Source organism: Pseudomonas sp. ChxA (genome assembly GCF_030263855.1).
GTDB lineage: Bacteria > Pseudomonadota > Gammaproteobacteria > Pseudomonadales > Pseudomonadaceae > Aquipseudomonas > Aquipseudomonas fluorescens_CB.
The window spans coordinates 1,277,737-1,291,455 of the sequence record NZ_JARPMK010000001.1 but is presented as its reverse complement, the minus strand read 5'-3'; the positions used below and the strand labels follow the sequence as shown (position 1 = coordinate 1,291,455).

The 13,719-nt window shown below is 54.5% G+C and carries 9 protein-coding genes, 1 tRNA gene and 3 rRNA genes; 2 read left to right on the top strand and 11 right to left on the bottom strand.

Annotated elements, in window-relative coordinates; genetic code table 11:
• Positions 1–98 precede the first annotated feature (98 nt).
• From secF to queA, 5 genes are all read right to left on the bottom strand, one after another.
• A complete protein-coding gene (gene secF / locus P5706_RS05720) occupies positions 99–1,013 on the bottom strand; it encodes a protein translocase subunit SecF (RefSeq protein ID WP_200434203.1) in 915 nt (304 codons plus the stop codon).
• A 9-nt stretch (positions 1,014–1,022) separates the two neighbouring features.
• The gene (gene secD, locus P5706_RS05715; RefSeq protein WP_285678741.1) at positions 1,023–2,894 is read right to left on the bottom strand and encodes a protein translocase subunit SecD; all 1,872 of its coding nucleotides are present in this window, start codon (positions 2,892–2,894) and stop codon (positions 1,023–1,025) included.
• 62 nt (positions 2,895–2,956) lie between these two features.
• Positions 2,957–3,295, bottom strand: coding sequence for a preprotein translocase subunit YajC (yajC, locus tag P5706_RS05710; RefSeq protein ID WP_003175975.1), 339 nt, complete (start codon positions 3,293–3,295; stop codon positions 2,957–2,959).
• Between the two features lie 43 nt (positions 3,296–3,338).
• A complete protein-coding gene (gene tgt / locus P5706_RS05705; RefSeq protein ID WP_200434214.1) occupies positions 3,339–4,454 on the bottom strand; it encodes a tRNA guanosine(34) transglycosylase Tgt in 1,116 nt (371 codons plus the stop codon).
• A gap of 5 nt (positions 4,455–4,459) precedes the next feature.
• Positions 4,460–5,524: a tRNA preQ1(34) S-adenosylmethionine ribosyltransferase-isomerase QueA gene (queA, locus tag P5706_RS05700; protein WP_285678740.1), complete on the bottom strand. Its 1,065-nt coding sequence runs from the start codon at positions 5,522–5,524 to the stop codon at positions 4,460–4,462.
• Between the two features lie 108 nt (positions 5,525–5,632).
• On the opposite strand from queA, the gene P5706_RS05695 reads away from it, so the two are divergent.
• Positions 5,633–5,717, top strand: a tRNA-Leu gene (locus tag P5706_RS05695).
• Positions 5,718–6,161: 444 nt separating this feature from the next.
• Here the strand turns inward: P5706_RS05695 and rrf are convergent.
• The 4 genes from rrf to P5706_RS05675 all read right to left on the bottom strand — a co-directional run bounded on the left by rrf (position 6,162) and on the right by P5706_RS05675 (position 11,722).
• A 5S ribosomal RNA gene (gene rrf, locus P5706_RS05690) occupies positions 6,162–6,277 on the bottom strand.
• A 156-nt stretch (positions 6,278–6,433) separates the two neighbouring features.
• Positions 6,434–9,325: ribosomal RNA gene (locus P5706_RS05685) — 23S ribosomal RNA — on the bottom strand.
• A gap of 278 nt (positions 9,326–9,603) precedes the next feature.
• Positions 9,604–11,140: ribosomal RNA gene (locus tag P5706_RS05680) — 16S ribosomal RNA — on the bottom strand.
• Together the 16S, 23S and 5S rRNA genes form the textbook arrangement of a ribosomal RNA operon.
• 318 nt (positions 11,141–11,458) lie before the next feature.
• A complete protein-coding gene (locus P5706_RS05675; RefSeq protein WP_285678739.1) occupies positions 11,459–11,722 on the bottom strand; it encodes a hypothetical protein in 264 nt (87 codons plus the stop codon).
• A 68-nt stretch (positions 11,723–11,790) separates the two neighbouring features.
• Here P5706_RS05675 and P5706_RS05670 point away from each other — a divergent pair, with 68 nt between their 5' ends.
• The gene (locus P5706_RS05670) at positions 11,791–12,120 is read left to right on the top strand and encodes a hypothetical protein (RefSeq protein WP_285678738.1); all 330 of its coding nucleotides are present in this window, start codon (positions 11,791–11,793) and stop codon (positions 12,118–12,120) included.
• On the opposite strand, the gene P5706_RS05665 is transcribed toward P5706_RS05670, so the two are convergent.
• Positions 12,070–12,729, bottom strand: a complete 660-nt coding sequence (locus P5706_RS05665) for a LysE/ArgO family amino acid transporter (protein ID WP_200434354.1) — start codon at positions 12,727–12,729, stop codon at positions 12,070–12,072. The two genes, P5706_RS05670 and P5706_RS05665, sit on opposite strands and share 51 nt — an antisense overlap.
• Positions 12,730–12,753: 24 nt before the next feature.
• Positions 12,754–13,560, bottom strand: a complete 807-nt coding sequence (locus P5706_RS05660; RefSeq protein ID WP_285678737.1) for an isopenicillin N synthase family oxygenase — start codon at positions 13,558–13,560, stop codon at positions 12,754–12,756.
• Positions 13,561–13,719 lie beyond the last annotated feature (159 nt).

Here is a 13,719-nt window from a genome sequence, read left to right as displayed (position 1 = left end):
GACCGAAACGTCCGCGCTATACCCAGCCTTGGAGCAAAAAAAAAGGCACGAGTTCAATACTCGTGCCTTCTTTGTAACAGCGTATCAACGAACACCCATCAAGGACGGTCGTCGACCTCCTTGCCGGTAGCGGCAGGCGGGATCAAGTCTTCGCTGTTGAGGTTCAGCCAGATCAGCACCACGTTGGCGATGTAGATCGACGAGTAGGTACCCGCCAGAACGCCGATGAACAGCGCCAGGGAGAAGCCCCACAGGTTGTCGCCACCAAAGATCATCAGTGCAGCAATCGCCAGCAAGGTGGAGATCGACGTCGCCATGGTCCGCAGCAAGGTCTGAGTGGTGGAGATGTTGATGTTCTCGACCAGCGTAGCCTTGCGCAGTACACGGAAGTTCTCACGAACCCGGTCGAATACCACGATGGTGTCGTTGAGCGAGTAACCAATGATCGCCAGCACCGCCGCCAACACCGTCAGGTCGAAGGTGATCTGGAAGTACGCGAGGATACCCACGGTGACGATAACGTCGTGGATCAGCGACACAATGGCGCCGACGCCGAACTTCCACTGAAAGCGGAACGCCAGGTAGATCATGATGCCGGCCAGCGCCATCAGCATGCCGAGGCCGCCCTGGTCGCGCAGCTCTTCACCCACCTGCGGGCCCACAAACTCGACGCGCTTGACCGACGCCGGGTTGTCACCGCCGACTTTCTGCAAGGCTTCGGCTACCTGATGACCCAACTGCGGGTCTTCGCCTGGCATACGCACCAGCAGATCGGTAGTAGCACCGAAGCTCTGCACGATAGCTTCGTGATAACCGGCCTTGACCAGCTCGCCGCGCACCAGGGTAACGTCAGCCGGCTTCTCGTAGGTCAGCTCGATGAGCGTACCGCCGGTGAAGTCCAGACCGTAGTTCAAGCCCTTATGGAACAGGCTGAACAACGCCAGAACGGTAAGGAGCACTGTGGCGCCGAACGCAACGTTGCGAACGCCCATGAAGTTGATTGTACGTAACATGGCAGCCCCTTAAATCCACAACTTCTTGAAGTCACGCCCGCCAAAGATCAGGTTGACCATTGCGCGGGTCACCATGATGGCCGTGAACATCGAGGTAAAGATACCGAGGGACATGGTCACCGCAAAACCTTTGACGGGGCCGGTGCCCATGGCAAAGAGAATCCCGCCGACCAGCAGAGTGGTCAAGTTGGAGTCGAGAATCGCGGTAAATGCCCGGCCGAAGCCTTCGTTGATTGCACGCTGTACGGTCATGCCCGCCGCGATCTCTTCACGAATACGCGAGAAGATCAGTACGTTGGCGTCTACCGCCATACCCATGGTGAGTACGATACCGGCGATACCTGGCAGGGTCAGCGTTGCGCCCAGCAGCGACATCAAGGCCAGCAGCATCACCATGTTGCCCGCCAGGGCCACGGTGGCGATGATGCCGAAGAAGCGGTAGATGGCGATGATGAACAGCGATACGAACAGCATGCCCCACAAGGCAGCGTCGATACCCTTGGTGATGTTGTCGGCACCCAGGCTCGGGCCAATGGTGCGCTCTTCAGCGAAGTACATCGGCGCCGCCAGGCCACCAGCACGCAGCAGCAGTGCCAGCTCGGACGATTCGCCCTGGCCGTTCAGGCCAGTGATGCGGAATTGAGCACCCAGCGGCGACTGGATGGTCGCCAGGCTGATGATCTTCTTCTCTTCCTTGAAGGTCTGCACCGGCACGTCTTTCTCGACACCGTCGACCATTTGCTTGGTGTAGGTGGTGACCGGGCGTTGCTCGATGAAGATTACCGCCATGCTGCGACCGACGTTGCTGCGCGTGGCGCGGCTCATCAGGTCACCGCCATGGCCATCCAGACGGATGTTCACTTCCGGCGTACCGTGCTGCGAATCGAAACCCGCCTTGGCATCCGTTACCTGATCACCGGTGATGATCAAGCCACGTTCGATCAGCGCTGGAGGACGGTTGCCTTCACGGAATTCGAATTCTTCAGCAGTCGCGCGAGTCGCACCCGGCTCAGCCGCCAGACGGAATTCCAGGTTGGCGGTTTTGCCCAGGATACGCTTGGCTTCAGCAGTATCTTGTACGCCCGGCAGCTCAACCACGATGCGGTTGGCGCCTTGACGCTGCACGATCGGCTCAGCCACACCCAGCTCGTTGACGCGGTTACGTACCGTGGTCAAGTTCTGCTTGATGGAGTATTCGCGGATTTCCGCGATCTTGGCCGGGCTCATCGCCAGACGCAGTACAGCCTGACCATTCAGGTCAGCCGGTACGATGTCGAAATCATTGAAGTTCTTGCGAACCAGGGCACGGGCCTGTTCGCGGGTCGCTTCATCAGAGAAGCCCAGCTGGATGGCACCGTTGAGCTGCGGCAGGCTGCGATAACGCACCTTCTCTTTGCGCAGCAGGCTCTTCACGTCGCCTTCATAAACTTTCAGACGCGCGTCGAGGGCTTTGTCCATGTCGACTTCCAGCAGGAAGTGCACACCACCGGACAAGTCCAGACCCAGCTTCATCGGGTGCGCGCCAATGCTGCGCAGCCATTTTGGCGTGGTCTGTGCCAGGTTGAGCGCGACAACGTAGTCGTCACCCAGGGCCTTGCGCACGACGTCTTTGGCCGGCAATTGGTCTTCTGCCTTGGTCAGGCGCAACAAACCGCCTTTCGCATCAGCCGCCAAGGTTGCCGCTTTTACCTGGATACCGGCGTCGGTGAGCGCTTTGCTCGCACGGTCCAGATCAGCCTGATTGACCTGCAGCGTAGTGCTGGCGCCAGTGATCTGGATCGCCGGGTCATCAGGATAAAGATTGGGAGCGGAATAAATAAAACCGATCGCCAGCACCGCCAGGATCAGTACGTATTTCCACAGAGGGTATTTGTTCAGCATCACGCCGCCCGCTTATAACGCGGGGCGCCTTGCGCGCCCCGTCGATTGGTAAAAGTTGTTACTCAGATCGCTTTGAGCGTGCCTTTTGGCAGCGTGGCAGCGATGGCGCCCTTCTGGAACTTCATTTCTACGGTGTCGGAGACTTCCAGAACCACGAAAGCATCGGAAACCTTGGTGATCTTGCCGGCGATGCCGCCAGTGGTCACAACTTCGTCGCCTTTCTGCAGGCTGCCCAGCAGGTTTTTCTGCTCTTTGGCACGCTTGGCCTGTGGACGCCAGATCATCAGGTAGAAGATGACCAGGAAGCCGACCAGGAAAATCCACTCAAAACCACCGCCCATTGGGCCGGCAGCGGCAGGCGCAGCGGCGTCAGCCATGGCGTTAGAGATAAAAAAGCTCATTTAGCACTCCAGTTGCAAATAGTGAATCTTAGGGTCGGAAAACTCAGTCCAAGGGCGGCACAGGGAGCCCGCGCTTGGCATAGAAGGCATCGACGAAGGCGGCCAATGTACCCTGTTGAATAGCCTCGCGCAAACCAGCCATCAGGACTTGGTAGTGACGCAAATTGTGGATGGTATTCAACATGCTACCCAGCATTTCCCCGCACTTGTCCAGATGGTGCAGATAAGCACGCGAGAAGTTCTGGCAGGTGTAGCAGTCACAGGTGGGATCCAGCGGCGAATCATCATGGCGATGGAACGCGTTACGGATCTTCAGCACGCCCGTATCGATGAACAGATGCCCATTGCGGGCATTACGGGTTGGCATCACGCAATCGAACATGTCCACACCGCGGCGCACACCCTCTACGAGATCTTCCGGTTTGCCAACGCCCATAAGGTAACGAGGTTTGTCAGCAGGCATCAGGCCCGGCAGGTAATCCAGCACCTTGATCATCTCGTGCTTGGGCTCACCCACCGACAGACCGCCGATAGCCAGGCCGTCAAAGCCGATCTTGTCGAGGCCTTCCAGCGAGCGCTTGCGCAGGCTTTCGTGCATGCCGCCCTGGACGATACCGAACAGCGCAGCGGTGTTGTCGCCGTGGGCGTTTTTGGAGCGCTGGGCCCAACGCAACGACAGCTCCATGGAAATACGCGCCACGTCTTCATCCGCTGGATAAGGCGTGCATTCGTCAAAAATCATCACGATGTCAGAGCCAAGATCACGCTGCACCTGCATCGACTCTTCGGGGCCCATGAACACTTTGGAACCGTCCACCGGCGAGGCGAAGGTCACGCCCTCTTCCTTGATCTTACGCGTGGCGCCCAGGCTGAACACCTGGAAGCCACCGGAGTCGGTGAGGATCGGGCCTTGCCACTTCATGAAGTCATGCAGGTCGCCATGCTTCTTGATCACTTCCGTACCCGGGCGCAGCCACAGGTGGAAGGTATTGCCCAGAATGATCTCGGCGCCGGTAGCGACGATGTCACGCGGCAGCATGCCTTTTACCGTGCCGTAAGTGCCCACGGGCATAAAGGCCGGGGTTTCGACGGTGCCACGCGGGAACGTGAGGCGACCACGACGAGCCTTGCCATCCGTGGCCAACAGTTCAAACGACATACGACTCATAGTTGCTCCTCAGGGCCCGCTTCTTTAGGAGCAGTCGGCGCAGGGTTACGGGTGATAAACATCGCATCACCGTAGCTGAAAAAACGGTATCCATTATCGATGGCGGCTTTATACGCAGCCATTGTTTCGGGATAACCCGCGAAGGCCGACACCAGCATCAACAGCGTGGATTCCGGCAAATGAAAATTGGTCACCAGGCAATCGACCACATGGAACGGCCGGCCCGGAAAAATAAAGATATCGGTGTCGCCACTGAACGGTTTGAGCACACCATCTCGCGCTGCACTCTCCAACGAGCGCACGCTGGTGGTGCCCACCGCGACAACACGACCGCCGCGCGCCTTGCACGCAGCCACCGCATCCACGACTTCCTGGCTGACTTCCAGCCACTCGCTGTGCATATGGTGGTCTTCGATGTTATCCACACGCACCGGCTGAAACGTGCCGGCCCCCACGTGCAGGGTCACATAGGCGCTTTCAACGCCCTTGGCGGCAATTGCATCCAGCAGCGGCTGGTCGAAGTGCAGGCCGGCCGTTGGCGCGGCCACGGCGCCGAGGCGCTGTGAATATACCGTCTGGTAGCGCTCGCGGTCCGAGTCTTCGTCGGGGCGGTCGATATAAGGAGGCAGCGGCATATGGCCGACGCGCTCCAGCAGCGGCAACACCTCTTCGGCGAACTTGAGTTCGAACAACGCGTCATGGCGCGCAACCATCTCGGCTTCGCTACCGCCATCGATGAGGATGCTCGAACCCGGTTTCGGCGACTTGCTGGAGCGCACATGGGCCAGCACGCGATGGCTGTCCAGCACCCGCTCTACCAGAACTTCCAGCTTGCCGCCGGACGCTTTCTGGCCAAACAGCCGTGCCGGAATCACCCGGGTATTGTTAAACACCATCAAATCGCCTGGGCGCAAATGCTCAAGCAAATCAGTGAATTGACGGTGTGCGAGGGCACCGCTCACCCCGTCCAGGGTCAGCAGTCGACTGGCGCGACGCTCGGCCAAAGGGTGGCGAGCGATCAGCGAATCAGGGAGCTCAAAAGTAAAGTCAGCAACGCGCATGATAGGGTTCGTCTAGCAGGGCCGGGGAGTCTAGCGGAAATAGTGAAAATAGACCATGAAACGTGATTGACCAACGGTAATCTCATCTCTATACTTCGCCGCCATTGAGCCCTGATGGCGGAATTGGTAGACGCGGCGGATTCAAAATCCGTTTTCGAAAGGAGTGGGAGTTCGAGTCTCCCTCGGGGCACCATCTTAAAGAAAGACCTTGAATTTCAAGGTCTTTTTTTTCGCCTGTAGAAAAGTGAGATTCCAGCGCTGGCCGCCGCAATGGCGCCCAGAAGGCAAAATCGTTACAGAAGAAGCCCCACGACCATAACCCCTTTCAAAACCTCGTGAGCGCCTTCAGAGGCCGCCAGAGCATTGCGATTATCCTACTGCCCTCGACCTGTATAACCACCTTTCACGACCTGATGAGCCTGGGAGGCAGCAGAGTGTCGGCTTTCATGTAGAGATAACCAGTGAGCCAGTCTTTTGGAAGGGCGAGGAGGCGAGCGCCTGGAGGCGTTTTGACGCGTGCTGTGCACCCGTTAGTGCGCATTGATGGGGGCTTTTTCGCGGAATAGCTTGCGGGACTATTTTCGAGCGCCCAAAACAAAACCCCATCTGCTTTCGCAAATGGGGTTTCGGAATTTAATCTTGACGATGACCTACTCTCACATGGGGAAACCCCACACTACCATCGGCGATGCATCGTTTCACTACTGAGTTCGGGATGGGATCAGGTGGTTCCAATGCTCTATGGTCGTCAAGAAATTCGGGTACTGAGTCGTAGCCAGCTGGCTTCGCTTCAGCAAATTGGGTATGTGACAGCTTTCGGTGTTTTGTGAGCGTCGAACTTTCGGTTCATCTCGTCTTCACACACCGCAATCTGATGCTCTCTCGAGAAACAAATTGCTTGGGTGTTATATGGTCAAGCCTCACGGGCAATTAGTATTGGTTAGCTCAACGCCTCACAGCGCTTACACACCCAACCTATCAACGTCGTAGTCTTCGACGGCCCTTCAGGGGACTCAAGGTCCCAGTGAGATCTCATCTTGAGACTAGTTTCCCGCTTAGATGCTTTCAGCGGTTATCTATTCCGAACATAGCTACCCGGCAATGCCACTGGCGTGACAACCGGAACACCAGAGGTTCGTCCACTCCGGTCCTCTCGTACTAGGAGCAGCCCCTCTCAAATCTCAAACGTCCACGGCAGATAGGGACCGAACTGTCTCACGACGTTCTAAACCCAGCTCGCGTACCACTTTAAATGGCGAACAGCCATACCCTTGGGACCGGCTTCAGCCCCAGGATGTGATGAGCCGACATCGAGGTGCCAAACACCGCCGTCGATATGAACTCTTGGGCGGTATCAGCCTGTTATCCCCGGAGTACCTTTTATCCGTTGAGCGATGGCCCTTCCATACAGAACCACCGGATCACTAAGACCTACTTTCGTACCTGCTCGACGTGTCTGTCTCGCAGTCAAGCGCGCTTTTGCCTTTATACTCTACGACCGATTTCCGACCGGTCTGAGCGCACCTTCGTACTCCTCCGTTACTCTTTAGGAGGAGACCGCCCCAGTCAAACTACCCACCATACACTGTCCTCGATCCGGATAACGGACCTGAGTTAGAACCTCAAAGTTGCCAGGGTGGTATTTCAAGGTTGGCTCCACGCAGACTGGCGTCCACGCTTCAAAGCCTCCCACCTATCCTACACAAGCAAATTCAAAGTCCAGTGCAAAGCTATAGTAAAGGTTCACGGGGTCTTTCCGTCTAGCCGCGGATACACTGCATCTTCACAGCGATTTCAATTTCACTGAGTCTCGGGTGGAGACAGCGCCGCCATCGTTACGCCATTCGTGCAGGTCGGAACTTACCCGACAAGGAATTTCGCTACCTTAGGACCGTTATAGTTACGGCCGCCGTTTACCGGGGCTTCGATCAAGAGCTTCGCGTTAGCTAACCCCATCAATTAACCTTCCGGCACCGGGCAGGCGTCACACCCTATACGTCCACTTTCGTGTTTGCAGAGTGCTGTGTTTTTAATAAACAGTCGCAGCGGCCTGGTATCTTCGACCGGCATGAGCTTACGGAGCAAGTCCTTCACCCTCACCGGCGCACCTTCTCCCGAAGTTACGGTGCCATTTTGCCTAGTTCCTTCACCCGAGTTCTCTCAAGCGCCTTGGTATTCTCTACCCAACCACCTGTGTCGGTTTGGGGTACGGTTCCTGGTTACCTGAAGCTTAGAAGCTTTTCTTGGAAGCATGGCATCAACCACTTCGTTAACTAAAAGTTAACTCGTCATCAGCTCTCGGCCTTAGAATCCCGGATTTACCTAAGATTCCAGCCTACCACCTTAAACTTGGACAACCAACGCCAAGCTGGCCTAGCCTTCTCCGTCCCTCCATCGCAATAACCAGAAGTACAGGAATATTAACCTGTTTTCCATCGACTACGCTTTTCAGCCTCGCCTTAGGGACCGACTAACCCTGCGTCGATTAACGTTGCGCAGGAAACCTTGGTCTTTCGGCGTGGGTGTTTTTCACACCCATTGTCGTTACTCATGTCAGCATTCGCACTTCTGATACCTCCAGCAAGCTTCTCAACTCACCTTCACAGGCTTACAGAACGCTCCTCTACCGCATCACTTACGTGATACCCGTAGCTTCGGTGTATGGTTTGAGCCCCGTTACATCTTCCGCGCAGGCCGACTCGACTAGTGAGCTATTACGCTTTCTTTAAAGGGTGGCTGCTTCTAAGCCAACCTCCTAGCTGTCTAAGCCTTCCCACATCGTTTCCCACTTAACCATAACTTTGGGACCTTAGCTGACGGTCTGGGTTGTTTCCCTTTTCACGACGGACGTTAGCACCCGCCGTGTGTCTCCCATGCTCGGCACTTGTAGGTATTCGGAGTTTGCATCGGTTTGGTAAGTCGGGATGACCCCCTAGCCGAAACAGTGCTCTACCCCCTACAGTGATACATGAGGCGCTACCTAAATAGCTTTCGAGGAGAACCAGCTATCTCCGAGCTTGATTAGCCTTTCACTCCGATCCACAGGTCATCCGCTAACTTTTCAACGGTAGTCGGTTCGGTCCTCCAGTTAGTGTTACCCAACCTTCAACCTGCCCATGGATAGATCGCCCGGTTTCGGGTCTATTCCCAGCGACTAGACGCCCTATTAAGACTCGCTTTCGCTACGCCTCCCCTATTCGGTTAAGCTCGCCACTGAAAATAAGTCGCTGACCCATTATACAAAAGGTACGCAGTCACCCAACAAAGTGGGCTCCCACTGCTTGTACGCATACGGTTTCAGGATCTATTTCACTCCCCTCTCCGGGGTTCTTTTCGCCTTTCCCTCACGGTACTAGTTCACTATCGGTCAGTCAGTAGTATTTAGCCTTGGAGGATGGTCCCCCCATATTCAGACAAAGTTTCTCGTGCTCCGTCCTACTCGATTTCATGACTAAGAGATTTTCGCGTACAGGGCTATCACCCACTATGGCCGTACTTTCCAGAACGTTCCGCTAATCTCAAAGCCACTTAAGGGCTAGTCCCCGTTCGCTCGCCACTACTAAGGGAATCTCGGTTGATTTCTTTTCCTCAGGGTACTTAGATGTTTCAGTTCCCCTGGTTCGCCTCTTACGCCTATGTATTCAGCGTAAGATAACCATCTTATGATGGCTGGGTTCCCCCATTCAGACATCTCCGGATCAAAGTCTGTTTGCCGACTCCCCGAAGCTTTTCGCAGGCTACCACGTCTTTCATCGCCTCTGACTGCCAAGGCATCCACCGTATGCGCTTCTTCACTTGACCATATAACCCCAAGCAATCTGGTTATACTGTGAAGACAACATTCGCCGAAAATTCGAATTTCTCAATTAAGAGAACTCACAAATTTTACCTTAGCCTGATCCGTTACCAGTGAAAGTAACGTTCAGTCTATCTTTCTATCACATACCCAAATTTTTAAAGAACGGTTCTGAAAAAGATCAGAGCTAATTATTCGACTCGAATAGTTAGCTCTGTACTTTGACAAACGCATGAATCAAGCAATTCGTGTGGGAACTTATGGAGCAGCTGATGTCGTCGATTAAGGAGGTGATCCAGCCACAGGTTCCCCTACGGCTACCTTGTTACGACTTCACCCCAGTCATGAATCACACCGTGGTAACCGTCCTCCCGAGGGTTAGACTAGCTACTTCTGGTGCAACCCACTCCCATGGTGTGACGGGCGGTGTGTACAAGGCCCGGGAACGTATTCACCGCGACATTCTGATTCGCGATTACTAGCGATTCCGACTTCACGCAGTCGAGTTGCAGACTGCGATCCGGACTACGATCGGTTTTGTGGGATTAGCTCCACCTCGCGGCTTGGCAACCCTCTGTACCGACCATTGTAGCACGTGTGTAGCCCAGGCCGTAAGGGCCATGATGACTTGACGTCATCCCCACCTTCCTCCGGTTTGTCACCGGCAGTCTCCTTAGAGTGCCCACCATTACGTGCTGGTAACTAAGGACAAGGGTTGCGCTCGTTACGGGACTTAACCCAACATCTCACGACACGAGCTGACGACAGCCATGCAGCACCTGTCTCAATGTTCCCGAAGGCACCAATCTATCTCTAGAAAGTTCATTGGATGTCAAGGCCTGGTAAGGTTCTTCGCGTTGCTTCGAATTAAACCACATGCTCCACCGCTTGTGCGGGCCCCCGTCAATTCATTTGAGTTTTAACCTTGCGGCCGTACTCCCCAGGCGGTCAACTTAATGCGTTAGCTGCGCCACTAAAAGCTCAAGGCTTCCAACGGCTAGTTGACATCGTTTACGGCGTGGACTACCAGGGTATCTAATCCTGTTTGCTCCCCACGCTTTCGCACCTCAGTGTCAGTATTAGTCCAGGTGGTCGCCTTCGCCACTGGTGTTCCTTCCTATATCTACGCATTTCACCGCTACACAGGAAATTCCACCACCCTCTACCATACTCTAGTCAGTCAGTTTTGAATGCAGTTCCCAGGTTGAGCCCGGGGATTTCACATCCAACTTAACAAACCACCTACGCGCGCTTTACGCCCAGTAATTCCGATTAACGCTTGCACCCTCTGTATTACCGCGGCTGCTGGCACAGAGTTAGCCGGTGCTTATTCTGTCGGTAACGTCAAAACAGCAAAGTATTAATTTACTGCCCTTCCTCCCAACTTAAAGTGCTTTACAATCCGAAGACCTTCTTCACACACGCGGCATGGCTGGATCAGGCTTTCGCCCATTGTCCAATATTCCCCACTGCTGCCTCCCGTAGGAGTCTGGACCGTGTCTCAGTTCCAGTGTGACTGATCATCCTCTCAGACCAGTTACGGATCGTCGCCTTGGTGAGCCATTACCTCACCAACTAGCTAATCCGACCTAGGCTCATCTGATAGCGCAAGGCCCGAAGGTCCCCTGCTTTCTCCCGTAGGACGTATGCGGTATTAGCGTCCGTTTCCGAACGTTATCCCCCACTACCAGGCAGATTCCTAGGCATTACTCACCCGTCCGCCGCTCTCAAGAGAAGCAAGCTTCTCTCTACCGCTCGACTTGCATGTGTTAGGCCTGCCGCCAGCGTTCAATCTGAGCCATGATCAAACTCTTCAGTTCAAACATCTTTGGGTTTTTAAGAAACCCTAAACTTGGCTCAGCAATCGTTGGTTACATCTTTGATTTCTCGCGGAGTAACTTGTGATGCTGATAATCTTGTTGACTATCAGTCTGACTCCACAAGCACCCACACGAATTGCTTGATTCAGTTGTTAAAGAGCGGTTGGTTAAGATCTTTCGTCTCAACCGAGGCGCGCATTCTACAGCGACCTCATTTGCTGTCAAGCGATTTCTTTATCAAAATCAACTACTTGAACCAGAACCGGCTTCAAGCTGCTCGTCAGCGGGAGGCGAATAGTACAGTATTCAAATATGTGGTCAACCCCCTTCCTGAAATTCTTTTCGATTAATCCACAGTGCCAGGGTTGCAGCTATATAGAGTGCTCGATCGCCTGACAACGCGCCCCATTCCAAACGCGCGACCTGGCCCAGGCGTTCCGGTTTGCAATCGGCGACGAGCAAAGGCCGGCGAATCAACAGACCTGACATTTGCGTAGCCGCGCAATGCCCCTTCAGGCCATGACTATCAAACCGGTTCAAACCCGCTTTTACACAGGCTCGAAGAAAGCCTTTGAAATTCAAGGGCTTTTTTTTCGCCTGCAGAAAAGTGAGTATGTGCGGGCTAACGCAGACATCGAGGAAACGGAACCATGGAATTGACGCTGGAAGCTGTTGCGCTTTTTGCTCTCAAGCTGGTGCATGAGACGGACGGCGCGAGCCCGTTGCTGCGCGATGACCTGGTGATGGATGGATATGAGTGCGAAGTGTTTGGGTTGCTGGTACGCCAGGGGGATTTGGCGACGATTCAACGCAAGCTCAATGAGTGCATTGCCCAGGCATTAAATGCACTAGGCTGCGCCGACACGGTGCTGGGCCGTGAACTGCTCAAACTGTTTACAGATGTGCAACAGGCCAGCAGCCTTGATGAGCTAAGTACCCCGCTGATTACTCTCAAAGACTATCTGAAAGATATCCAGTGAGTCGGTGATCAACATACCGGCCAGATACACCATCAGTACAGCAACGCCAGCGTCCAGGCATCGCCAGACCACGGACGTGCGAAACAGCCACGCCAGCTGCTGACATCCCAGCGCCAACAGCACAAACCAGATTAATGACGCCGTCATGGCACCTGTCGCGAACAGTGCTTGTTGGCCTGCGGGTTTGGCTGCGCCGATAGAGCCGATCAGCACCACTGTGTCGAGCCAGGCGTAGGGGTTGGCAAAACCAAGGACTATCGCCGTGCGTAAAAGTCCGCGTTGCGAATTGCCACATTGCGTGTCCGGCATAGATTGATTGCGGATGCACGCTCGTAAGCGCTGGGTACCGAACCACAGCAGATAAGCGGCGCCTGATAGCAGTAGAAACGCCATTATCACTGGGCGATGTCCCAACAACGAACCTAATCCTGAAATGCCAAAAGCAATGAGAAGGATGTCGGCGAGCACGCAGATGGTGACCACTCCCCAGAGAGGGCCACGGCTGACACCTTGGCGTATGACCAAAGTGTCCTTGGGGCCAGGAGCGGCGAACAATCCGATGCCCAAAAGCAAGCCTTCGACGTAAAGGGCACTAACATTAGTAAACATGGAGTGTTCGTGTCCGCAAGGATACTAGCTGGGTTGAATAGGCTGATTACCGAAGCCGGTATGACGAGCATTCACAGCACCGGCAAGATCGATTGCTTGCCTGCGAAAAAAACTCGTCAGCAACTGCTCCGGGCTCGGATTAGCAAAGTAAATCAAAGAGCTTCTAGCAACAGGTTTATGCGGCGCAATAACAGCATGGTAGGCCGCAGGAATTGCATGATCGGAAAGTTCTGTGAGCAAGGAACCCGCCAACACTGCAATCTCACCTTCCAGAAGGCGAACAGGCTCTAATGAACGCCCCCTCACCAAAACCAGCCCCTCGCGGGTAGGTTTGATAAACGACAACATATGACCATCTTCATGAGGGTCCTGAGCGAATCGACGCACGCAATTTGTTGCCTGCGCACCATAGACACAGAGCTGCAGGTAGGACGCAGAGCGAAAGGACGCCAATGGCGCGACTCCAAACTCTCGACAAATGCCATCCATTAACTCCTGAGCCACCTCACTGATCTGTCTCTCAAAACTATCCACTGCCATGAAGAAAGGGCTTCGAGTGAACTCGAAAGCCTTTCGTTTCGGCGCGTGCGCGGGCCAGTAGCAAAACCGCTCACATAGATCAGGGTGATCTTCGTTACACGAATACTCGGCGCCAAAAGGGAAAAAGCCGTCCGTTTCATAGGCAAAGGAAAATGACTCTTTGGTGCCTTGAGAAATTGCCGCGTAACCCTCAACGATTTTTCTGTAGTCCTGCAGCATCGCATCAGATATTTGTAGGGTGCCAAAGCCTGACCGAGCAATGGATTCACAGCACGCTTTTATTTGAGTCATAGCTATATCCAGAGATTGATGTAAAGGAATGCAACACACACAAGGTTCGCAAGCATGTGAGAAACCGCGACACTGGATACAGCCAACCCAAAAGGGACCTTTCCATGTCCGTCACAACGTCGCCAGCAGAAGTGTGAGTGTGCATTGCCGAATACACTT